Here is a 19,749-nt window from a genome sequence, read left to right as displayed (position 1 = left end):
CCATCCGCGTCGGCCTGCGCGCGTAATCGCCCGGTCGGCGCGGCGAAAGTTCAACGTGGTGCCCGGTCGCCGCGTCGTCCGGCCGCCCATCCGCCGTGTCGAGAGGTTCGCCGGTCACCCCGGGGGCCTGCGGACCGAGGACGGCGATCGTGCGCCGTGCGGGGATGGCCGACCACGCGGTAGGCCGCGCGGCGTAGTAGCGGAGTCGCCCGGCGACGGATGTGGCGGCCCACGTGCGGCGCGGATTCTGAGTCCATGAACGATTCCATCGTGGTCACCGACAGGCTGACCAAACGCTACGGCGAACATCCGGCCGTCGACGCGGTGAGCATGCGTGTCGCGGCCGGCGAGATCTACGGCTTCCTCGGGCCCAACGGCGCGGGCAAGACCACCACCCTGCGCATGCTCGCCGGCCTCATCCGGCCCACCTCGGGGACAGCGACCGTGCGCGGCCGCATGCCGGGCGATCCGGCCGTGCTGCGCCGGATCGGCGTCCTCATCGAAGGGCCGGGCTTCTATCCGTACCTGTCCGGCCGCGACAACCTGCGGGTCCTCGCGCGCTACCGCGGCCACTCCGCCGCCGAGATCGAGACGGCGCTGGAGCGCGTCGGCCTCGCCGACCGCGCGGACGACCGCTTCCGCACCTACTCGCTCGGCATGAAACAGCGCCTCGGCGTCGGGGCCGCCCTGCTCGGACACCCCGACCTGCTGATCCTGGACGAGCCGACCAACGGTCTCGATCCCGCCGGCCTGGCCGAGATGCGCACGCTCATCGTCGATCTCGCCGCCGACGGGCACACGGTGCTGCTGTCCAGTCACCAGCTGGCCGAGGTGCAGGAGATCTGCCATCGGGTCGGCGTGATCTCCGGCGGCAGACTGCTCGCCGAGTCGACGGTCGCCGAATTGCGCGGCACCGCATCGCTGTTCGTGCGCGCCGAGCCGCTGAGCATCGCGACCGCGGCGATCGGCGCCGTGGTCGACGCGTCGGTGCGCCCGTCCGGTGACGGCGTCCGGGTCGAGACGACGGACGCGGCGGCGCCGACCGTGGCCCGCGCGGTCCTCGCGGCGGGCGCGGACCTGCTGGAACTGCGCGTCGACGAGAAATCCCTGGAAGAAGTGTTCTTCGAGATGACTGCCGCGGAGGTGGCGAAATGACCGGTGTGCCGAACGAACTGTGGTCGACCATGCGCGCGGAGGCGGTGCGGCTGGGCCGGTGGCCCGCGTTCTGGATCATCCTGGGCACCTGGGTGCTGCTCAATCTGACCTTCGCCTACCTGTTCAACTACCTGGCCTATACCTCGGGCGAGAGTGGCGCGATGTCGGACGGCCTGCCGCGCGACGTGCTGCTCGGCCAGCTGCTCCCCGCCGCGGTGCCCGAGGTGTTCACCCAGGGCATGGCCATGTTCGGCGGCGCGCTGATGCTCATCCTCGGCGCGCTGGCGGTGGGCAGCGGGTACGGGTGGGGTACCTGGAAGACGGTGTTCACCCAGGGACCGCGGCGCGCGAGTGTGGTCGGCGGGTTGCTGCTGAGCCTGCTCGTGGTGGTGTTCGCGCTGGTCTGCGTGGCCTTCGTGGTGGACGTGGGAGTGGCCTCGCTGATCGCCGTCACCGAGGGGCAGGCGGTGTCGCTGCCTTCAGTCGAGCGGTCACTGCTCGGAATCGTCACGGGCACAGCCATTCTGAGCATGTGGACGTTGGCGGGCGGTCTGATCGGCGCGATCGCCCGCGGCCCCGCACTGGCGGTGGGTCTCGGGTTGGTCTGGGTGCTCGTGGTCGAGAACCTGCTGCGCGGTGTGGCGGGCATCTTCGGTCCGATCGAGGTGGTCACCGACCTGCTGCCCGGCACCGCCGCCGGATCGCTGGCGGGTGCGATGCGTTCGGTCGACGGCCCGGCGACACCCGGGGTGCTGGACATTCTGAGCCGCGGCGAGTCACTGTCCCTGCTCGGCGCGTACGTGCTGGTCTTCGGTGGCGGCACGATCTGGCTGATGCTGCGCCGCGACCTGACCTGACGCTCAGTGCCACCCGGCCGGGTTCGATGCCGTCTCCCTGGAGATGTCCGAACCCGTCTCGGGAAACCCGCCGTAGAGCTTGTCGTGCAGGTGGGCGAAGAAGTAGCACAGCTCCTCGCACTCGGCGTCGGGCACGGCGACCTCCGGGTCGGCGCGCACGGTGTCGTAGTGTTCGCGCCCCATGGCGACGATGAAGCCGCGGGCGTACAGGAAACCGTCGTCGGAGCCGTCGGTGACCGCCTGGATGTCGGCGCGGTCGATCTCGTAGAGCGCGCGCTCGGCGACGCGATCCAGGGCGGTCAGTTCGGCGCTGGTGAGATCGGTGCTCAGCGAGCGCAGGGCATCGATGAACCGGCCGAGCAGGGCGTGGTCGAATTCGCCATCGAGCAGGGCGCGCCGGGCTTCGGCGTAACCCGTCCGCTCCCAGGCAGTTTCGATCAGAGCCCAGAATCGGGCGGCTTCGGCTTCGGTCGGAAGTGTCGTCACCCGCGTGACGGTAGCGGCAGGGTCCGACAGATCAGGGCCGGTCGAGCAGTCCGTGGGCGAGCATGCTCAGCCCGTCGACGATCTGTTCCGTCGACAACCCGCGCTCGCGCTGATGTAGGTAGACCTCGGCGGCCAACGGTGCGAGGACCGTGTCGACCAGGGAATCCGGCTGGGCGACACCGGCTTCGACCAGCAGCGCCCGGACATGCGCCGACCAGAACCCATAGGCCCCGGTGGCGAAGCGCGCGCCACCGGTTTCCGCGCCGAGTACCAGATGCGCGTGGGCCGTGAGCAATTCGACCATCGCCGCGTAGAAGGCGGCGAGGCGCTCACCGGGTGCCGCGCCGGGGCCGAGGGGCGGCGCGCCGCGCATCAGCTGTTCCTGGAGTGCGCGCTCGTGCTCGTCGAGCAGGGCGACGGCGATCGCGGTGCGGTCGGGGTAGCGGCGGTAGAGGGTGCCGCGGCCGACGCCGGCCGCCTTGGCGATGTCGTCCATGGTGACCGTGCGCGGGTCGTTGGTGGCGAAGAGTTCGGCCGCCGCGCTGAGCACCTTGGCGCGGTTGCGGGCCGCGTCGGTGCGCTCGGCGGGCGGGGGCGCGGCGCCGGTGAGCAGGTCGGATCGGGGCTCCATGCCGTCGACTGTAGCCCAGTGACGAATATGTGGACAAGGTGTCCACTTGTGTTCTATCGTCGTGGAACCAGTGAAGTGGACGTAATGTCCAGTTATGGAAGGGTTCCGATGACACACCTGCTGCACCTCGACGCCAGCGCGCGCACCACCTCGGTCAGCCGTCGTCTCGGCGCGGAATTCGTCCGCGCTTGGCGGGCCGCGGCGCCCGAGGGCGAGTACACCTACCGCGATCTGTCCGCCGAGCCGACGCCCTTCATCGGCGCCGGGTGGACCGAGCTGTGCGACGCCGTACTGGCTGCGGGCGCCACCGACCTCGACCGGCTGCCGGAACTCGCGACCACGCCCGCCGCGAAACAGGCGTGGCGGATCGTCGAACCGCTGCTCGCACAGCTGCTCGCCGCCGACGTGATCCTCATCGGCACGCCGATGTACAACTACTCGATCCCGGCGGCGCTCAAGGCGTGGCTCGACCAGGTCACCTTTCCGCGAATGTCGTTGGGGCACCGCAGGTTCGTGGTGGTCAGCGCCCGCGGCGGCGCCTACTCGCCGGGCGCCCCCAAGGCGGCGTTCGACTACCAGGAGCGCTACCTGCGCGACTTCTTCGCCGGGCACTTCGCGGTGACCGACACCGTGTTCGTGCACGCCGAACTCGCCAATGCCGTCCAGGACCCGAACCTGGCCCACCTGCGCGCCGAGCACGAGTCCTCGCTCGCCGCCGCCCTCACCGAAGTCACCACGCTGGCAAAGGATTACGTGCGATGAGTTGGATCGTGCTCGGACTCGCGGGTCTCGTCGAGATCATCTGGTCCCAGACCATCAAGCCCACGGAGAACTTCACCAAGCTCGGCCCGACCCTGCTGTGCGTCGCCCTCGGTTCGTTCGCGGTGTACCTGCTGGCCAGGGCCATGCAGACGCTGCCGGTCGGGACGGCCTACGCCGTGTTCACCGGGATCGGGGCGCTCGGCGCGATCAGCCTCGGCGTCGTCGTGCACAAGGACCCGCTCAGCGCGGGCCGAATGCTGGCGCTGGCCTTGATACTCGGCGGTATCGTGCTCGCCCGCGTCACCAATCCCGAGTGACCCCGGCGCGCACCCGATGCGGCGATCGGCCGGTCGCGGCCGGTAAGGTCGGCTGATGGACCAGTCAGCTGTTCGCCCCCCGGACCTGTCTGCGCGACCGCACGAGCTCACGGTCGAGCGCGTGATGAAGGCACCTCCCAGCCTCCTCTACGCGGCCTGGACCAAGGGCCTCGACCTGTGGCTGGCCGTTCCCGGCTCGGTCCTCGGGCGCCCCGGCGTGAACGAACCGCTCTACTTCGACACCGGCACCGCCGACAAGCGCAACCCGCACTACGGCCGGATCCTGCTGCTGGAACCGGACCGCCGGATCGAGTTCACCTGGGTCACCGCCGCCACCGAGGGCGTGGAGACCGTCGTCGCCGCCGAATTCCGGAAACAGCCCCGCGGCATCCGGCTGCGGCTGCGCCACTCCGGTTTCCCCACCGAGGCCATCCGCGACCTGCATCGACAGGTCTGGCCGGAGAAGCTGGAACGCCTCGACGAAATCACCAGCACCGCACCCTGAGCCACGCCGCGGCGAGTACCTTCGGACACGTCCCACACCGCACACACGAAGGAAGTTGATATGCCGACTCGTAGCGCACGCACACTCTGGGCAGGCGGGCTGCAGGATGGATCGGGGCAGGTCGAGCTGGTCAGTTCCGGCGCGGGCAAGTTCGATGTGAGTTTCCCGCGGCGCGTGGCCGACGCGGCCGACGGCACCAGCCCGGAGGAGCTGCTCGGCGCGGCGCACGCCTCGTGCTACTCGATGGCGCTCTCGGCCGAGATCGCCAACGCGGGCGGGACGCCGGAGAGCCTGGACGTGACCGCCGACGTCACCCTCGGGCCCGACCCGGCGGGCGGCTTCCGGATCAGCAAGATCAAGCTCACCGTGCGGGCCGTCGCCGCCGGTCTCGACGCCGAGGGCTTCTACACCGCCGCGACCGCCGCCAAGAACGGCTGCCCGGTCAGCAAGGCGCTCGCGGGCGTAGCCGAGGTCGAACTCGACGCGGAGCTGATCTGATCTTCGGGTGACCGACCCCCGGCGCAGTCGGACCACCGGCTGCGCCGGTCAGCGCTGGGTGAACCAACGGTGCGCGGCCGGGGTGTACATCGCGGAGATCGCGATCACCACCGCCAGGATGTGCACGGCGCGACAGCCTGCCAGCACGGCGGAGGACGGCGCCAGCTCGGTGAACAGCGCGCCGTAGTCGTCGGTGGAGAGCAGCACCGCCACCGGCTCGATGATCAGCGAGAGCAGCCCGATCACGCCGATCCCGACGGTCAGCAGCGCGCGGGCGACCCGGCTGCCGCGCGCCATGTACAGCGCGACCGCCGCGACGACGAGATAGATGGCGAGCCGGGGGAGCAGCCCCGCCGCGGTCGCGCCGAACTCGCCACCGCCGCGGGTCGCGCGCAGCAGTCCTTCCGCGGCGCCCGCGGCCAGCGCGGTCATCAGCCCGCCGAACGCGACCGCGACAGCGGTGGGCCGGTAGCCGGAAACGGAACGGTAGGCGGAAACAGAACGGGCAGTGTCGGTCATGGAACCGACACTGCCCGGCTGGTGTACCGAGGCGAATCACCCCGCGGTAGCGACCGCGCCCGATACGGGAGTGCTACGCCGCGAGGCGAATTCGGTGAGCGCGGCGAAGGCCAGGCCCAAAGCCGCCCACAGCGTGGTCGTCTCGGTCAGCGAGGCCACCCGGAAACGCCAGAGCAGCGTCGCGGGGAAGTCGTCGGCCACCTCGTTCACCCCGGGCAACAGGACATACCCGAGCGTGGTGACCAGCACGAACGCGCCGACACCCGCGATCAGCCGCAGCGAGTCCAGCTGCCCGGCCAGCGCCCGATACGCCGCGACCGCGGCCGCGACGGCGAGCAGCCCGAGCACGACGGCCGCGACCCACAGCCAGGTGCGCTCGTTGATCGTCTCCGGATCGCCCACCGCGGGAGGGTTCGCCGGGTACTTGAAGAACGGCACCGCCACGATCGCCGCCCACGCGAGCACCGCTGTGACCAGCGACAAACGCGGTCCCGGCAGGTCGGTGAACCGGCGCGCGAGATTCAGCACGGCCGCGAACAGGGCGCCGAACGCCATGCCCGCCAGGCCGAGCGCGAGGAACTGGCCCGCCTTCTGCCCGGTCCGGCTGACCAGCGGTTCGTCCTCGCCGCCGTGCGAATGCCCGGCGGGCGCCTCGGCGCCGCCGTGATGATCGGTCGTGCCCGCTTCTTCGATGGCGATCGCGGCGTCCACCTGGGGCTCGCCGACGAAATAGCCCACTGTGGCGGCCAGCAGGCCGGCGATCAAGCCGGCGAGCAGGCCGCGCAACAGCAGGGTCTTGAGTGATCCGGTCAGTGGCACGGAACACCCAGCAGATGGCGTCCGTCATGCATCAGCTCATGCAGAAACATCCCGCTACGCGAGACGGCGCCCTGGTCGAAACCGACCAGGTACAGGGTGAGCAGTGCGAGCAGAACGACACCTGCCGTGACGAGCACGGTCGCCAGGGTGTCCAGGCCGGTGGACCGGCTGGGTGAATGCGCGATGGCCATTCGGTTCCTCCTCAGGGATACGCGTCCCATGGTCGAGCGATACGTGGGTGCCGGTGTCTGGCTTTACAGTGGCGCGACCGCTCCGGATTCCCACCGGAATTACCGCGCACCCACGTGTGTTTTCACCCGAACTGTGACAGTCGCGGACCATGCACGTCAATACGCGCACCCGCGTGCCCTGGGGAAACGCCGTCGTCAGGACTTGGCGGGCACGTCCAGGACGACCTCGAACTCCAGCAGCGAGGCACCGGTCGACACCGGCTTGGGGCGCTCGCCCTCACCGCCGTGACCCGCGTGCGCCGCCCGCGCGGGACCGTCGCGCCACGCGGCGAAGGATTCCTCCGAATCCCACTGGGTCACCACGAAATACCGGTTCTCGCCCGCGGTCGGACGCAGCAACTGGAAGCCGAGGAAACCGGGGGAGTTCTCCACCGCGTGCGCACGCGCGGCGAAGCGCTTCTCCAGCTCCGGGCCGGCGCCCTCGGGGATCTCGATCGCATTGATCTTCACAACAGCCATGCCGCCGACAATACGACCGCGCGGCGAACAGCCTGGTTCGGGTAGGCGCGGGCGCTGGCACAATCGGGCGGGTGTTGTACGACGAAGGTGGGACCGGCGTCCCGATCCTGCTGCTGCACGGGCTCATGGGCAGCGCGCGCACCTGGACCGATCAGCTGCCGTGGCTGCGCGCATTCGGGCACGTGTACACCGTCGACGCCGCGGGCCACGGCCGCACGCCGCCCGCCGAGCTCACCACCGAGGCGTTCGTGGCCGACCTCGCCGAGCTCACCGCGGGGATCACCGAACCGATGGTCGTGATCGGGCATTCGATGGGCGCCATCCACGGCTGGGTCTTCGCCGCCACCCACCCCGAACGGGTGCGCGCGCTCGTCGTCGAGGACATCGCCCCCGACTTCACCGGCCGCACGGCCGCGCACTGGGCCGAGCTGATCCACTCCTGGCCCCAGCCCTTCCCCGACGACCGGGCGGTGCTCGACTACTTCGGCCCGGTCGCGGGCGCGTACTTCCTGCGCGCGTTCACCTCTGCCGCCGATGGCTACCGCCTCCACGGCGAGGTCGACACCTTCCGCGCGATCTCCGAGGAATGGGGCCTGCGCGATTTCTGGGCGGAATGGAAATCGCTGCGAATGCCCGCGCTGCTCATCGAAGGCGAGCACACCATCACCCCGCCCGGGCAGATGCGCACGATGGCCGAGCTGCATCCCGACGCCGAGTACGTGCGGATCGAGGGTGCCGGGCATCTGGTGCACGACGAACGACCAGGGGAGTACCGCGAGTACGTGAGCCGGTTCCTGCGCCGGGTCATCGGCTGACCAGCCAGCTCCCGGCGCCGTCGACCGGCGCGGCGGTCATCAGCCCGCGGCGCCGCCCTCGCCCGCCAGCGCGAAAAGCCCGTCGTCGGTCTGTTCGATCAGCCCGTCCATCAGCAGTGAGTCAAGCGCCCGGGCCCGCTGGCCGGGGTCGCGGGTCCAGGCCAGGTCGAGGCGCACCCGCTCGACCGGACCCGACGCGTCGCGCAGCACGTCGAGCAGCCGCCCGCGCGCCTGGCGGTCGGTGCCCTCGTACTTCTGCACCTTGCGCGCCACCGTGGCCGCGGGTCGACCCGCCGACACCCACGCACAGGACGGCAGCGGGCAGCGCGCGCAGTCGGGGTTGCGGGCGGTGCACACCAGCGCGCCGAGTTCCATCAGAGCCGCCGAGAACTTCGCGGCGCGTGGCACCGAGGTCGGCAGCAGCGCGGCGGTCTCGGCGAGGTCGCGCGAGGAGGGATTGCCCACCTCGCGGCCGTGTACGGCGCGCGCGACCACGCGTCGAACGTTGGTGTCCACCACCGGAACTCGCTGTCCGTAGGCGAAGCAGGCCACCGCGCGGGCGGTGTAGGCGCCGATTCCGGGCAGGCTCAGCAGCACGTCGACATCGGCGGGCACCACGTCACCGTGCTCGGTGGCGAGCACCCGCGCGCACTCGTGCAGCCGCAGCGCCCGGCGTGGGTAGCCGAGCTTGCCCCAGGCCCGCAGCACCTCGGCCTGCGAGGAGGCCGCCATCGCCGAGGGCACCGGCCAGCGCGCCACCCATTCCCGCCAGATCGGCTCGACCCGCACCACCGGGGTCTGCTGCAGCATGATCTCGCTCATCAGGATGTGCCACGCGGTCGCCTCCGGCTTGCGCCACGGCAGGTCGCGCGCCGTCTCGCCGAACCAATCCAGCAGGACTTCCGCGTCGATACTCACTGTTCCCGTTCCGCCTCGGCCAGGCACTCGTTGCCGACGCGTAACGCGCCGGACTCGCTGGTAACCCACGGCCTGTGCACAATGGTCGCTATGCCTGGTTCCAATCCGATAAGTGCCTGGAAGTCGCTGCGCGAAGGCAACGAACGCTTCGTCAACGGCACTCTGATGCATCCTAGCCAGGGCGCCGCCGACCGAGCCAAGCTCGTCAGCGGCCAGCATCCGCACGCGATCCTGTTCGGCTGCGGTGATTCCCGCGTCGCCGCCGAACTGATCTTCGACCAGGGGCTTGGCGACATGTTCGTCGTCCGTACCGCCGGTCACGTGGTGGACAGCTCCGTGCTCGGCTCGATCGAGTACGGCGTCGAGGTGCTCAACGTGCCGCTGATCGTGGTGCTCGGCCACGACAGCTGCGGCGCGGTGAAGGCCACCATCGACGCGCTCGACGGCGGCGAGGTGCCGGGCGGATTCATCCGCAGCGTCGTCGAACGGGTGACCCCGTCGATCCTGGTCGGGCGCCGCGAGGGCCTGTCCTCGATCGACGAGTTCGAGGCGCGGCACGTGGTGGAGACCAGCAGGCTGCTCATGCAGCGGTCGATGATCATCTCGCAGAAGGTCGCCACCGGGCAGTGCGCCATCGCGAGCGTCACCTACAAACTCGAGGACGGGCGCGTGCACCTGCGCCGGGTCGTCGGCAATATCGGCGAGACGGTCTGAAACCCCGACACGCCGAGGTCATCGAGCGCTCGTCCGCGCGCTGCGCTTACCGTTGAGGCGTGCTGGAACCGAATGGACCGTTGCCTCCCGAGATCTACTGGCGCCGCCGGGCACTCGCCATCGGCGTCATCGTCGTCGCGCTCGCGATCGTGATCTGGCTCGTCACGATGGTCGCGCGCGGCGGGGATTCCTCGGGTGACAACGCCGCGGCCACCACGACCTCGGCCGCGTCGAGCAGTGCCGAGTCGAGCACCAGCGCGGGCGAGTCGAGCAGTACGACCGCGACCAGCGCTTCGGCGTCCAGTTCGGTGCCCGCCAGTTCGACGGCGGCCCAGCCCGCCGCCGAACCCTGCGGCGATCAGTCGCTGGCGTTGAAGGTGACGGTCGGCCAGCCGACCTACCGGGTCGGTGACCAGCCCGCGTTCGGCACGGTGATCACCAACATCTCCTCGGCGGCCTGCTCACGGGATCTGGGGCCGGGCCCGCAGTTCCTGGTGTACACGCTCGACGGCCAGCGCCGCCTGTGGGCGAGCAACGACTGCAATCCGGACGGGCCGCCCGAGGTGAAGACGCTCAAGGCGGGCGAGCAGCTGTCCTACAAGGGCACCTGGTTCGGCACCACCTCGCAGCCGGAGTGCGCCGGCGAGCGGCTGCAGGTGCCCGCGGGCGCGTACATGGTCGTCGCTCAGCTCGGCGCCGTTCGCAGCGCCGCGGAGCCGTTCAATCTGGCCGACTGAACGGGCCGTGAACCCGATTCCGCGGCGGGACCTGGCATTGTGCGGGTGCGCTATAAGTCACATGTTCCAGTTGGGCTGATTTGCAGAGTTCGCAAGATCGGTGCCGACGTCAACGGTCGTTGGCGGCGAATTGTGGAGTTTCACCGATAACGGCGGTTTGCCGGGTTTATTCCACGGGGACGGCGTCTTTGGCTGCGCGGGATTTGCGGAGCGAGGCCAGCCGCAGCGCCGAGCGCAGATCGCCGACCTCGTGGATGCGCATGGAACCGATCTTGGTCTTCTCCGATCCGGGCGGGACGAGAGCGGTGGTGAAGCCCAAACGCTCGGCCTCGGCCAGCCGCCTGGTGAGCCCGGTGACCTTGCGAACCTCACCGGCCAGACCCACCTCGCCGAGGATCACCCAGCCCGCCGGCAGGGCGATATCGGCCTCGGCGGAGGCGATCGCCAGGGCGATGGCGAGATCGGCGGTCGGCTCGACCAGGCGCATGCCGCCGACCGTCGCCGCGTACACATCGTGCTTGCCCAGGAACACCCGGCCCCGGCTCTGCAGCACGGCCAGCACCATCGCGACGCGGTTGTAGTCGAGGCCGCTCACGGCCCGGCGCGGCTGCGGGATCTCGGTCTTCACGGTGAGGCCCTGCACCTCGGCGACCAGCGGCCGCTTGCCGTCCATCGCCACGGTCACCGCGGTGCCGGGCACGGTGTCGGTGCGATGGTGCAGGAACAGCCCGGACGGGTCGTCGACGCACGCGATGCCGTCCTCGTGCAGCTCGAAGCAGCCCACCTCGTCGGCACTGCCGAACCGGTTCTTGATGCCGCGGATCATCCGCAGCGTGGAGTTCTTGTCGCCCTCGAACTGCAGCACCACGTCGACGAGATGCTCGAGCGTGCGCGGCCCGGCCACGTTCCCGTCCTTGGTGACGTGCCCGACCAGCAGCACGGCGATCCCACTGGCCTTGGCCAGCGACGTCAGCGCAGCGGTCACCGCGCGGACCTGGGTGACGCCGCCGATCACCCCGTCCACCTCGGGGGCGAGCATCGTCTGCACCGAGTCGACGACCAGCAGCGTCGGTCGCACCTGTTCCACGTGTCCCAGCACGATCGACAGATCCGACTCGGCCGCCAGGTACACGCGGTCGTGCACGGCCCCGGTGCGGTCGGCCCGCAGCCGCACCTGGCCCGCCGACTCCTCCGCGGTCACATACAGCGAGGTCTCGCTGCGCTGCGCGGCCCAGCGGTGGGCGACCTCGAGCAGCAGCGTCGACTTGCCGACGCCCGGCTCACCCGAGAGCAGCACCACCGAGCCGGGCACCACCCCGCCGCCGAGCACTCGGTCCAGTTCGCTGACCCCGGTCGAGCGCGCCTGGGTGACCTTCGCGTCGATCTGCGACAGCGGGGCCGCCGCCGTGCTCGGCAACATCGCCCGCCGACCGGGCGCAGCGGCCGCGGCCGACACGGCCACCTCGTTCACAGTGCCCCAGGCGCCGCACTCAGGACATTTGCCCACCCATTTGGACACCTCGTGCGAGCACGAGGTGCACCGGAAGACAGCTTTGGTCTTGGCCACACGCGCACCCTACGGACCGGCTCCGACAAAAAGAAAAGCCGCCGCGAGCATCGCGACGGCTTTCCTCGAACTGTGGAGATCAGTGCCCGCCGGCGCCCTCGGGGGCCGGGCCGGACAGCTCGTTCTCGACGCGCTCGGTGGCGGCGGCGTCGACCGGGACGGCCACCTGCACGGTGCCCGCGTCCTTGAAGTTGAAGGTGACGTTGTAGGTCAGACCCGGGTGGATCTGCTGGGTCAGACCGGTGATCTCGATCGTGCCGGGCTTGGCGGCCGGATCGTTGGACGGCGTGTCGCCTGCCGTGGTCGGCGCGGCCGAGGTGGTCGGGGCCGCCGAGGTCGTGGTGCCGTGGTCGTCGACGGGCTTGGCGCCCGCCGCGGTGGTCCCGGCGACCACGGTCTGCTGCGGCGCGAGCACGAACTTGGCGTCGCCGCTCGGACCGGTCAGCTTCACCTGGCCCAGGTCGGTGGTGACGCTGGTCAGCTCGTCGGTGACCGTCTCGCTGTCGTTGATGATCGACAGCGCGATCACGGCCTTGCCGCCCTTGTCGTGCTCGGCGGTCGCCGAGGGGTACACGATGTGCACGTTGCGCAGGGAGATCGCGCCGACCTCGGCGTTGTTGCCGTTGATCGCGGCGGCCTGCGACGAGGTCTGGGTGTGCTGGCCGGCACTGCAGCCGCTCAGGGCGATGCCCGCGGCAGCGGCGAGGGCGGCAACCGTCGCCATGCGACGTCGCGCCGACGTGGCGGTCACAGCTTTCAGGGCAGTCACGGTTTGTCCTCCATGTCGACCGGGCTCACTCCGTCCACCGGGGGTGGATCGGAGGGTAGTAACTAGGCAGCGTAGTAGTTCGCTTCGCGCGCGTGGCGCCCGGGCTCGCGACGCGCGGGCGCGGAAGTAACAGTTCGGTGTCTCGGGGCCGATTGCCGGATCGATGCCGGGCAGGCGGTACGCCACGATGCCCCGCTGTGCTGGCGGTTAACCCGTTCTGGCACAACGTGATGCACAACAAATTCGGGTTGTCAACCCCTACGATGGCCTCGTTGTGGCCCTGACCTGCACAGTTGATCGCGCCGTTATCGAGTCGCATGTTAAACTGTGAACATCGAAAGGGGCACGGGACACATGATTTTTAAGGTCGGAGACACCGTCGTTTACCCCCACCACGGAGCGGCGCTGATCGAAGCAATCGAGACCCGCACCATCAAGGGTGTGCAGAAAGAGTATCTGGTCCTGAAGGTCGCGCAAGGCGACCTGACCGTTCGGGTTCCCGCGGAGAACGCCGAATATGTCGGCGTCCGCGACGTCGTCGGCCAGGAAGGTCTCGACCGCGTCTTCCAGGTGCTGCGCGCGCCACACACGGAGGAGCCGACCAACTGGTCCCGCCGTTACAAGGCCAACCTCGAGAAGCTCGCCTCCGGCGATGTGAACAAGGTGGCCGAGGTCGTCCGTGACCTGTGGCGTCGTGAGCAGGATCGCGGCCTGTCCGCCGGTGAGAAGCGGATGCTGGCCAAGGCCCGTCAGATCCTCGTCGGTGAGCTCGCGCTCGCCGAGGGCACCGACGACGGCAAGGCCGAATCGCTGCTCGACGAGGTCCTCGCCGCGGCTTCCTAGAGTGCGATCTGTCGTAGCACTGGTTCCTGCCGCCGGTCGTGGCGTGCGCCTGGGTGAATCCACCCCGAAGGCGTTCGTCCCGGTCGGCGGCATACCTATGGTCCGATTGGCTGTCGACGGGCTGATCGCCTCCGGAGCCGTGCACCGCGTCGTGGTCGTCGTACCCGCCGAGCTGGTCGAGTCCGCGACCGCTCTGCTGCCCACCACCTCACTGACCGGCGGTTCGATGCCCCCTGTGCCGGTGCAGGTCGTTGTCGGCGGCGCCGAGCGCACCGATTCGGTGCGCGCCGGGATCGCGGCCGCGCCCGATGCCGCGTTCTATCTCGTGCACGACGCCGCTCGCGCGCTCACGCCACCGGCGCTGATCGCGCGGGTGGCCGCCGAGCTGCACGCGGGCAGCCCCGCCGTCGTCCCCGCCCTGCCCGTCGTCGACACCGTGAAGTCGGTCGACGACACGGGCGTGGTGACCGGCACCCCCGACCGCGCGCACCTGCGCGCCATCCAGACCCCCCAGGGCTTCGACGCCGAGCTGCTGCGCCGCGCGTACGCGACCGACGACGCCGCCACCGACGACGCGGGCCTGGTCGAACGCCTCGGCGTAGACATCGTCACCGTCACCGGGGACCCCCTCGCCTTCAAGATCACCACCCCGCTCGACCTGCGGCTCGCGGAAACTCTGCGCGCCGACCAGCCCGCGGACGCCGCCGAGGCGGTCGTCCGATGAGAGTCGGGATCGGCAGCGATGTGCACCCCATCGAACCCGGTCGCCCCTGCTGGATGGCCGGCTTGCTGTTCGAGGACGCCGACGGTTGCTCGGGCCACTCCGACGGCGATGTCGCCGCGCACGCCCTGTGCGACGCGCTGCTCTCCGCCGCGGGCCTGGGTGACGTTGGCGCCGTCTTCGGCGTCGGCCGCCCGGAGTGGGCCGGTGTCACCGGCGCCGCCATGCTCACCGAGGTCCGCAGGCTGCTGGCCGAAGAGGGCTTCACCGTTGTGAACGCCGCCGTGCAGGTCATCGGCAATCGCCCGAAGATCGGCCCGCGCCGCGCCGAGGCGCAGAAGGTGCTCGGCGAACTGCTCGACGCGCCGGTCTCGGTCTCCGGCACGACCACCGACGGCCTCGGCCTGACCGGCCGCGGCGAGGGCGTCGCCGCCATCGCCACCTGTCTGCTGGCGGACTGTCCGCAGCCCTGACGGGCTCGGGGAAATCCGCCGCCACACCCGCTGCTCCGCCCGGCCCCACCGCGCTCGCGGATTCCCGGTGAGCCACGAACCGGCCGGTCATCCGCACGCCCATCCCACCGACTAGGATCGAATGCCGTGACCTTGCGCCTTTTTGACACCGACACGCGGACCCTGCGGGAATTCACCCCGCTGGTCCCCGGCCGTGCCTCGGTGTATCTGTGTGGGGCCACCGTGCAGGGCCAGCCCCATATCGGGCATGTGCGCAGCGGCGTCGCGTTCGACGTGCTGCGCCGCTGGCTGCTCGCGCACGACTACGACGTGTGGTTCATCCGCAATGTCACCGATATCGACGACAAGATCCTGAACAAGGCGGCCGAGGCGGGCCGCCCGTGGTGGGAATGGGCCGCCACGCACGAGCGCGCCTTCGATTCGGCCTACGAGGTGCTCGGCGTGCTGCCGCCCTCGGCCGAGCCGCGCGCCACCGGCCACATCACCCAGATGGTCGGGCTGATGGAGCGGTTGATCGAGCGCGGGCACGCCTACGCCGCCGACGGCGACGTCTACTTCGACGTGCTGAGCTGGCCGAACTACGGCGAACTGTCCGGCCACAAGCTCGACGACGTGCACCAGGGCGAGACCCCCACCCGCGGCAAGCGCGACCCGCGCGATTTCACGCTGTGGAAGAGCGCCAAGCCCGGCGAGCCGAGCTGGCCCTCGCCCTGGGGTCCCGGCCGTCCCGGCTGGCACCTGGAATGCTCGGCGATGGCCGAGTTCTACCTCGGTGGCGAATTCGATATCCACTGCGGTGGAATGGATTTGATTTTCCCGCACCACGAGAACGAGATCGCTCAGTCCAAGGCGGCCGGTGACGGTTTCGCGCGTTACTGGCTGCACAACGGCTGGGTGACGATGGGCGGGGAGAAGATGTCGAAGTCGCTCGGCAATGTGCTCTCGGTGCCGAATGTGCTCAGCCGGGTGCGCCCGGTGGAATTGCGTTTCTATCTGGGCAGCGCGCACTACCGCTCGATGCTCGAATACTCCGACAAAGCACTCGACGACGCGGTCGCCTCGTATCAGCGCATCGAGGCATTCGTCCATCGCGTGCTCGATCGCGTCGGCGAGGTCCCGATCGGTAAATGGACCGACGGATTCGCGGCCGCGATCGACGACGATCTCGCGATTCCGAAGGCGCTGGCCGAAATCCACCACGTGGTGCACGAGGGCAATCGCGCGCTGGAGGCGGGCGCGGTGGACACGGCGGCCGAACTGGCCGGTCAGGTCCGCGCGATGCTCGGCATCCTCGGCGTCGACCCGCTCGACCCGCACTGGTACACCGCCGCCGACAACTCGGCGGCGCTCGACGCGCTCGACGTGCTGGTCCGCTCCGAGCTGGACCGCCGGGCGAGCGCGCGGGCGGAGAAGGACTGGGCAGCAGCCGATGCCGCACGGGATCGGCTCGTCGCGGCGGGTATCGAGGTCACCGATACCCCGCAGGGGCCGGAATGGTCGCTGGGCGCAGCTAGCGGAAAGGCGAACTGATGGCAGGCAATTCACAGCGACGCGGAGCGATCAGGAAGGGCGGCACCAAGAAGGGTGCCGTCGTCGGCTCCGGCGGCAAGCGCCGTCGCGGCCTCGAAGGCAGGGGCGCGACCCCGCCCGCCGAGGCGCGCACCAAGCATCCCGCCGCCAAGCGGGCCGCCGCCGCGGCGAAAGCCAAAGCGGCGCAGCAGAACCGGCCGACGGGCAAGTCCGGTGTGCCGCGCGTCGGCCGCAAGTCCGACGACGGTCCCGAGCTGGTGCTCGGCCGCAACCCGGTGCTCGAGTGCCTGCGCGCCGACGTCCCGGCGACGGCGCTCTACGTTGCCGTCGGCACCGAGAACGACGAGCGGCTCACCGAGAGTGTGCAGCGCGCCGCCGACATGGGCATCTCGATTCTCGAGGTGCCGCGCACCGATCTGGACCGGTTGAGCGCCAACGGGATGCACCAGGGACTCGCCCTGCAGGTGCCGCCGTACCGCTACGCCCATCCCGACGACCTGATGGACCGCGTGAAGACCTCCGGCGAGCCGGGGCTGCTCGTCGCGCTCGACAACATCTCCGACCCGCGCAATCTGGGCGCCGTCATCCGCTCGGTGGCCGCGTTCGGTGGCCAGGGCGTGGTGATCCCGCAGCGCCGCAGCGCCAGCGTCACCGCGGTCGCCTGGCGCACCAGCGCGGGCGCCGCGGCCCGGCTGCCCGTCGCCAGGGCCACCAACCTCACCCGCACCCTGAAGGACTGGGCCTCGCAGGGCTTCCAGATCGTCGGCCTCGACGCCGGCGGCGACACCACCCTCGACGAGTTCGACGCCAGCGTGCCGACGGTCGTGGTGGTCGGTTCCGAGGGCAAGGGCCTCTCGCGGCTGGTCCGCGAGAACTGTGACTCGATCCTGAGCATCCCCATGGCGGGCCCGGTGGAGTCCCTCAACGCCTCGGTGGCGGCGGGCGTCGTCCTGGCCGACATCGCCAGACAGCGCCGTCTGGGCTGATCTCCGCGAGGTTTCCGGGCAAATCGGCTCTCTCGCCGTAGAATTCGGTGCGTGGCGATTCCGAATCAGCCGATCGGTGAGACGGTCGAGCACCCGCAGGCGAACCTGATCCTCGTGCTCGGGCTGCTCAGCCCGTTCTGCTGTGGGGTCTTCGGGCCGGTCGCGTGGGTGCTCGGGAAGCGGGCGCTCAACCAGATCGACGAGTCCTATGGCGCGCTCAGTGGGCGTTCGCAGGTGATGATCGGCTACATCGCGGGCATCATCGGCACGATCCTCATGGTGCTGTTCGCGATGCTGTACCTGGCCGGCTCCTGCAACGGGAACTTCTGACGCGTCAATCCAACCCGGGGCGCTCGGTGACGGCGTCGCCCGCGGGCCATTCGGCGCTGATGCTGCCGGACCACTTCGGCGCGCGCCGTTCCTTGAACGCGGCCATGGCCTCGCCGCCGTCGACGCTCTTGGCGACGTGCGCGTTGAGTTCGGTCTCGAGCTGACCGACCATCGTGGGCGTCGTCATCCCGAGGCTCTGCCAGATGAGTCGCTTGGTGAGCGCCACGGGGAGCGGAGCCGGTCCGGTGGCGATGTCGTGCGCCACGGCCATGGCGGTCGGCAGCACCTCACCGGCGGGCAGGCTCGCGTTGGCCAGGCCCATCGACTTGGCCTCGTCGCCGTCGAAGGTGCGGCCGGTGAGCATGATGTCGGCGGCGTTGGCCAGGCCGGCCAGGCGCGGCACCGTCCAGTGCGCGTAGCCGTCGGCGAGCACGCCGCGGCGGACCTGGCTCAGCCCGTAGACGGCGTCATCGGCGAAATACCGCAGATCGCACTGCAGGGCCAGCGCCAGGCCGATGCCGACGGCATGCCCGTTCACGGCGGCGATCACGGGCTTGCGGACCTGCCACGGCGGTGGATCGAGGGTCGCGCTCACCTCGCCCGCGCGGGCCGACAGATCCGCGCCGGCGCAGAACGCGGGCGCGGTGCCCGTGATCACCACGGCGCGGATCGCGTCCTCGAGGTCGCACCGGCGCAGCGCGGCGCTCAGCTCGGCCGCCATCGTCGGCGTGACGGCGTTCTGCTGCGCGGGACGGTTGAGGGTGAGCACGGCGACACCCGCCGCGACATCGACGAGCAGTTCCGAACTCATGGGGCGAATGGTACTAGCCGCCGCCGGATCGGACGTGGCTTCACTCCCGCAGCAGGTGCCGTCCGATGGCGTATTTGTGCACCTCGGTCGGCCCGTCGTAGAGGCGGAACGCGCGCATGTCGCGGAACAGCATCTCCACCACGGTCTCGTCGCTGATGCCGATCCCGCCGAGCACCTGCACGCACCGGTCGGTGACCTTGAACAGTTCCTCGGACACGTACGACTTGGCCATCGAGGACTCGTGCCTGGCCTGCTCGCCCTTGTCCATCAGCCAGCAGCTGTGCCAGATCGTCAACCGGCACTGGTGCAGCGCCACCTCGTTGTCGGCGAGCATGAACGACACGCCCTCGTGCTCGCCGATCGGCTTGCCGAAGGCGGTGCGGGTGCGCGCGTAGTCCAGGGCGATGCTCTGCGCCCGTTCGGCCGCGCCGAGCCAGCGCATGCAGTGGGTGAGCCGGGCGGGCGCCAGCCGCAGCTGGGCGTAGCGCAGGGCCTGCCCGGTGCGGCCGAGCACGGCCGAGGGCGGCAGCGTGAGGTTCTCGAAGCGCACGACGGCGTGCCCGCCGACGTAGTTGCGGTCCATCGTGTTCATGACCCGCTCGATCACGATGCCCTCGGTGCCGCCGTCGGCGAGGAACAGCGTCGGCCCTGCGGGCACGTGCGGGTTCTCGGCGAGCTTGGCCATGATGATCCAGGTCTTGGCGCCGTCGGCACCGGTGATCAGCCATTTGCGGCCGTTGATCACGTAGTTCTCGCCGTCGAACACGGCCTCGGTGCTGAGCTGACCTGGGTCGGAGCCCGCGCCGCCCGGCTCGGTCATCGCGAACACCGAGCGCTGCTCGCCGCGGATCACCGGCATCAGGAACTCGTCGACCTGCTCCGGGTCGGCGATCTTGCCGAGCAGGAACATGTTGCCCTCGTCCGGCGCCGCGCAGTTCATCGCGACCGGCCCCAGCGTCGACCAGCCAGCGGCCTCGTAGACGACGGCCTGCTCCACGTGCGAGAGGCCGAGACCGCCGTATTCGATCGGCGCCTGCACCGTCAGCAGCTTCTCCGCCCGTGCCAGCTCCACCAGCTCGGCGCGCAGGTCGTCGGTCGGTCCGTGCGCGGTCAGGCGCGGATCGCGTTCGAACGGCACGATCCGATCGGCGACGAACGCGCGGACACGATCGCGCAGGGCGGCCAGGTCATCCGGAATGCTGAAGTCGATCATGAGGTGTAGTTTGCGCGCTGACGATCAGCGGCAGGGCCATTTCGGCCCCGAGTGACACCAAAT

The 19,749-nt window shown here is 70.1% G+C and carries 26 protein-coding genes; 15 read left to right on the top strand and 11 right to left on the bottom strand.

The window, feature by feature from the left end; translation table 11 throughout:
• The first annotated feature begins 255 nt into the window (after positions 1–255).
• Positions 256–1,155, top strand: coding sequence for an ABC transporter ATP-binding protein (locus tag DFR69_RS31740; RefSeq protein WP_110041378.1), 900 nt, complete (start codon positions 256–258; stop codon positions 1,153–1,155).
• Positions 1,152–2,012, top strand: coding sequence for an ABC transporter permease subunit (locus DFR69_RS31735; RefSeq protein WP_110041377.1), 861 nt, complete (start codon positions 1,152–1,154; stop codon positions 2,010–2,012). Before DFR69_RS31740 ends, DFR69_RS31735 begins: the two co-directional genes overlap by 4 nt.
• 3 nt (positions 2,013–2,015) lie before the next feature.
• Here DFR69_RS31735 and DFR69_RS31730 read toward each other — a convergent pair whose 3' ends face one another.
• Both DFR69_RS31730 and DFR69_RS31725 read right to left on the bottom strand, forming a co-directional pair.
• Positions 2,016–2,498: a DUF4240 domain-containing protein gene (locus DFR69_RS31730; protein WP_110041376.1), complete on the bottom strand. Its 483-nt coding sequence runs from the start codon at positions 2,496–2,498 to the stop codon at positions 2,016–2,018.
• Between the two features lie 31 nt (positions 2,499–2,529).
• Complete coding sequence (locus DFR69_RS31725; protein ID WP_110041375.1) at positions 2,530–3,129, bottom strand: TetR/AcrR family transcriptional regulator; 600 nt, start codon at positions 3,127–3,129, stop codon at positions 2,530–2,532.
• A gap of 108 nt (positions 3,130–3,237) precedes the next feature.
• On the opposite strand from DFR69_RS31725, the gene DFR69_RS31720 reads away from it, so the two are divergent.
• The 4 genes from DFR69_RS31720 to DFR69_RS31705 all read left to right on the top strand — a co-directional run bounded on the left by DFR69_RS31720 (position 3,238) and on the right by DFR69_RS31705 (position 5,211).
• Positions 3,238–3,891, top strand: a complete 654-nt coding sequence (locus tag DFR69_RS31720) for an FMN-dependent NADH-azoreductase (protein WP_110041374.1) — start codon at positions 3,238–3,240, stop codon at positions 3,889–3,891.
• Positions 3,888–4,208 carry a DMT family transporter gene (locus DFR69_RS31715; protein ID WP_110041373.1) on the top strand — a complete coding sequence of 107 codons (321 nt, stop codon included), beginning with the start codon at positions 3,888–3,890 and terminating at the stop codon, positions 4,206–4,208. Before DFR69_RS31720 ends, DFR69_RS31715 begins: the two co-directional genes overlap by 4 nt.
• 124 nt (positions 4,209–4,332) lie before the next feature.
• Positions 4,333–4,713 carry an SRPBCC family protein gene (locus DFR69_RS31710; protein WP_110041372.1) on the top strand — a complete coding sequence of 127 codons (381 nt, stop codon included), beginning with the start codon at positions 4,333–4,335 and terminating at the stop codon, positions 4,711–4,713.
• 60 nt (positions 4,714–4,773) lie between these two features.
• Entirely contained in the window at positions 4,774–5,211 is a 438-nt protein-coding gene (locus DFR69_RS31705) for an OsmC family peroxiredoxin (RefSeq protein WP_110041371.1), read from the top strand.
• Between the two features lie 48 nt (positions 5,212–5,259).
• Here DFR69_RS31705 and DFR69_RS31700 read toward each other — a convergent pair whose 3' ends face one another.
• The 4 genes from DFR69_RS31700 to DFR69_RS31685 all read right to left on the bottom strand — a co-directional run bounded on the left by DFR69_RS31700 (position 5,260) and on the right by DFR69_RS31685 (position 7,259).
• Positions 5,260–5,730: a hypothetical protein gene (locus tag DFR69_RS31700; protein ID WP_110041370.1), complete on the bottom strand. Its 471-nt coding sequence runs from the start codon at positions 5,728–5,730 to the stop codon at positions 5,260–5,262.
• Between the two features lie 36 nt (positions 5,731–5,766).
• Entirely contained in the window at positions 5,767–6,549 is a 783-nt protein-coding gene (locus DFR69_RS31695; protein ID WP_110041369.1) for a CbtA family protein, read from the bottom strand.
• On the bottom strand, positions 6,540–6,740 hold the full coding sequence (locus DFR69_RS31690) for a CbtB domain-containing protein (RefSeq protein ID WP_067977397.1): 201 nt from the start codon (positions 6,738–6,740) through the stop codon (positions 6,540–6,542). Before DFR69_RS31690 ends, DFR69_RS31695 begins: the two co-directional genes overlap by 10 nt.
• A gap of 195 nt (positions 6,741–6,935) precedes the next feature.
• Positions 6,936–7,259 carry an antibiotic biosynthesis monooxygenase family protein gene (locus tag DFR69_RS31685; protein WP_110041368.1) on the bottom strand — a complete coding sequence of 108 codons (324 nt, stop codon included), beginning with the start codon at positions 7,257–7,259 and terminating at the stop codon, positions 6,936–6,938.
• Positions 7,260–7,330: 71 nt separating this feature from the next.
• On the opposite strand from DFR69_RS31685, the gene DFR69_RS31680 reads away from it, so the two are divergent.
• Positions 7,331–8,074: an alpha/beta fold hydrolase gene (locus DFR69_RS31680; RefSeq protein ID WP_110041367.1), complete on the top strand. Its 744-nt coding sequence runs from the start codon at positions 7,331–7,333 to the stop codon at positions 8,072–8,074.
• A gap of 39 nt (positions 8,075–8,113) precedes the next feature.
• On the opposite strand, the gene DFR69_RS31675 is transcribed toward DFR69_RS31680, so the two are convergent.
• Positions 8,114–8,992: an HhH-GPD family protein gene (locus tag DFR69_RS31675; protein ID WP_110041366.1), complete on the bottom strand. Its 879-nt coding sequence runs from the start codon at positions 8,990–8,992 to the stop codon at positions 8,114–8,116.
• A 90-nt stretch (positions 8,993–9,082) separates the two neighbouring features.
• Here DFR69_RS31675 and DFR69_RS31670 point away from each other — a divergent pair, with 90 nt between their 5' ends.
• Positions 9,083–9,706: a carbonic anhydrase gene (locus tag DFR69_RS31670; RefSeq protein ID WP_110041365.1), complete on the top strand. Its 624-nt coding sequence runs from the start codon at positions 9,083–9,085 to the stop codon at positions 9,704–9,706.
• A 59-nt stretch (positions 9,707–9,765) separates the two neighbouring features.
• Positions 9,766–10,443, top strand: a complete 678-nt coding sequence (locus tag DFR69_RS31665) for a hypothetical protein (protein WP_110041364.1) — start codon at positions 9,766–9,768, stop codon at positions 10,441–10,443.
• 166 nt (positions 10,444–10,609) lie between these two features.
• Here DFR69_RS31665 and radA read toward each other — a convergent pair whose 3' ends face one another.
• Together radA and DFR69_RS31655 are read right to left on the bottom strand one after the other, a co-directional pair.
• Positions 10,610–12,010, bottom strand: coding sequence for a DNA repair protein RadA (gene radA, locus DFR69_RS31660; RefSeq protein ID WP_110041363.1), 1,401 nt, complete (start codon positions 12,008–12,010; stop codon positions 10,610–10,612).
• 79 nt (positions 12,011–12,089) lie between these two features.
• On the bottom strand, positions 12,090–12,761 hold the full coding sequence (locus tag DFR69_RS31655; protein ID WP_244198559.1) for a copper chaperone PCu(A)C domain-containing protein: 672 nt from the start codon (positions 12,759–12,761) through the stop codon (positions 12,090–12,092).
• Positions 12,762–13,133: 372 nt separating this feature from the next.
• On the opposite strand from DFR69_RS31655, the gene carD reads away from it, so the two are divergent.
• The 6 genes from carD to DFR69_RS31625 all read left to right on the top strand — a co-directional run bounded on the left by carD (position 13,134) and on the right by DFR69_RS31625 (position 17,662).
• Positions 13,134–13,622, top strand: a complete 489-nt coding sequence (gene carD, locus DFR69_RS31650) for an RNA polymerase-binding transcription factor CarD (protein ID WP_019044685.1) — start codon at positions 13,134–13,136, stop codon at positions 13,620–13,622.
• 1 nt (position 13,623) lies between these two features.
• A complete protein-coding gene (gene ispD / locus DFR69_RS31645) occupies positions 13,624–14,346 on the top strand; it encodes a 2-C-methyl-D-erythritol 4-phosphate cytidylyltransferase (protein ID WP_110041361.1) in 723 nt (240 codons plus the stop codon).
• The gene (ispF, locus tag DFR69_RS31640; protein WP_110041360.1) at positions 14,343–14,816 is read left to right on the top strand and encodes a 2-C-methyl-D-erythritol 2,4-cyclodiphosphate synthase; all 474 of its coding nucleotides are present in this window, start codon (positions 14,343–14,345) and stop codon (positions 14,814–14,816) included. The genes ispD and ispF overlap by 4 nt, the downstream gene beginning before the upstream one ends.
• Positions 14,817–14,942: 126 nt before the next feature.
• The gene (gene cysS, locus DFR69_RS31635; protein WP_110041359.1) at positions 14,943–16,346 is read left to right on the top strand and encodes a cysteine--tRNA ligase; all 1,404 of its coding nucleotides are present in this window, start codon (positions 14,943–14,945) and stop codon (positions 16,344–16,346) included.
• On the top strand, positions 16,346–17,332 hold the full coding sequence (rlmB, locus tag DFR69_RS31630; protein WP_110041358.1) for a 23S rRNA (guanosine(2251)-2'-O)-methyltransferase RlmB: 987 nt from the start codon (positions 16,346–16,348) through the stop codon (positions 17,330–17,332). The genes cysS and rlmB overlap by 1 nt, the downstream gene beginning before the upstream one ends.
• A gap of 51 nt (positions 17,333–17,383) precedes the next feature.
• Positions 17,384–17,662: a DUF4190 domain-containing protein gene (locus DFR69_RS31625; RefSeq protein ID WP_110041357.1), complete on the top strand. Its 279-nt coding sequence runs from the start codon at positions 17,384–17,386 to the stop codon at positions 17,660–17,662.
• A 4-nt stretch (positions 17,663–17,666) separates the two neighbouring features.
• Here DFR69_RS31625 and DFR69_RS31620 read toward each other — a convergent pair whose 3' ends face one another.
• Together DFR69_RS31620 and DFR69_RS31615 are read right to left on the bottom strand one after the other, a co-directional pair.
• Entirely contained in the window at positions 17,667–18,473 is an 807-nt protein-coding gene (locus DFR69_RS31620; RefSeq protein ID WP_110041356.1) for an enoyl-CoA hydratase/isomerase family protein, read from the bottom strand.
• 40 nt (positions 18,474–18,513) lie between these two features.
• Positions 18,514–19,686, bottom strand: a complete 1,173-nt coding sequence (locus DFR69_RS31615) for an acyl-CoA dehydrogenase family protein (protein ID WP_110041355.1) — start codon at positions 19,684–19,686, stop codon at positions 18,514–18,516.
• Between the last annotated feature and the right edge of the window lie 63 nt (positions 19,687–19,749).

It is taken from the genome of Nocardia neocaledoniensis (assembly GCF_003182135.1).
Taxonomy (GTDB): domain Bacteria; phylum Actinomycetota; class Actinomycetes; order Mycobacteriales; family Mycobacteriaceae; genus Nocardia; species Nocardia neocaledoniensis.
This window is presented reverse-complemented; position numbering and strand designations above follow the sequence as displayed.

Bases quoted from the DNA above. Each gene is read 5' to 3' on its own strand.
- DFR69_RS31740 (WP_110041378.1), top strand. From the start codon at position 256: ATGAACGATTCCATCGTGGTCACCGACAGGCTGACCAAACGCTACGGC.
- DFR69_RS31735 (WP_110041377.1), top strand. From the start codon at position 1,152: ATGACCGGTGTGCCGAACGAACTGTGGTCGACCATGCGCGCGGAGGCG.
- DFR69_RS31725 (WP_110041375.1), bottom strand. From the start codon at position 3,129: ATGGAGCCCCGATCCGACCTGCTCACCGGCGCCGCGCCCCCGCCCGCC.
- DFR69_RS31720 (WP_110041374.1), top strand. From the start codon at position 3,238: ATGACACACCTGCTGCACCTCGACGCCAGCGCGCGCACCACCTCGGTC.
- DFR69_RS31715 (WP_110041373.1), top strand. From the start codon at position 3,888: ATGAGTTGGATCGTGCTCGGACTCGCGGGTCTCGTCGAGATCATCTGG.
- DFR69_RS31710 (WP_110041372.1), top strand. From the start codon at position 4,333: ATGAAGGCACCTCCCAGCCTCCTCTACGCGGCCTGGACCAAGGGCCTC.
- DFR69_RS31705 (WP_110041371.1), top strand. From the start codon at position 4,774: ATGCCGACTCGTAGCGCACGCACACTCTGGGCAGGCGGGCTGCAGGAT.
- DFR69_RS31700 (WP_110041370.1), bottom strand. From the start codon at position 5,730: ATGACCGACACTGCCCGTTCTGTTTCCGCCTACCGTTCCGTTTCCGGC.
- DFR69_RS31690 (WP_067977397.1), bottom strand. From the start codon at position 6,740: ATGGCCATCGCGCATTCACCCAGCCGGTCCACCGGCCTGGACACCCTG.
- DFR69_RS31685 (WP_110041368.1), bottom strand. From the start codon at position 7,259: ATGGCTGTTGTGAAGATCAATGCGATCGAGATCCCCGAGGGCGCCGGC.
- DFR69_RS31670 (WP_110041365.1), top strand. From the start codon at position 9,083: ATGCCTGGTTCCAATCCGATAAGTGCCTGGAAGTCGCTGCGCGAAGGC.
- carD (WP_019044685.1), top strand. From the start codon at position 13,134: ATGATTTTTAAGGTCGGAGACACCGTCGTTTACCCCCACCACGGAGCG.
- ispF (WP_110041360.1), top strand. From the start codon at position 14,343: ATGAGAGTCGGGATCGGCAGCGATGTGCACCCCATCGAACCCGGTCGC.
- rlmB (WP_110041358.1), top strand. From the start codon at position 16,346: ATGGCAGGCAATTCACAGCGACGCGGAGCGATCAGGAAGGGCGGCACC.
- DFR69_RS31620 (WP_110041356.1), bottom strand. From the start codon at position 18,473: ATGAGTTCGGAACTGCTCGTCGATGTCGCGGCGGGTGTCGCCGTGCTC.
- DFR69_RS31615 (WP_110041355.1), bottom strand. From the start codon at position 19,686: ATGATCGACTTCAGCATTCCGGATGACCTGGCCGCCCTGCGCGATCGT.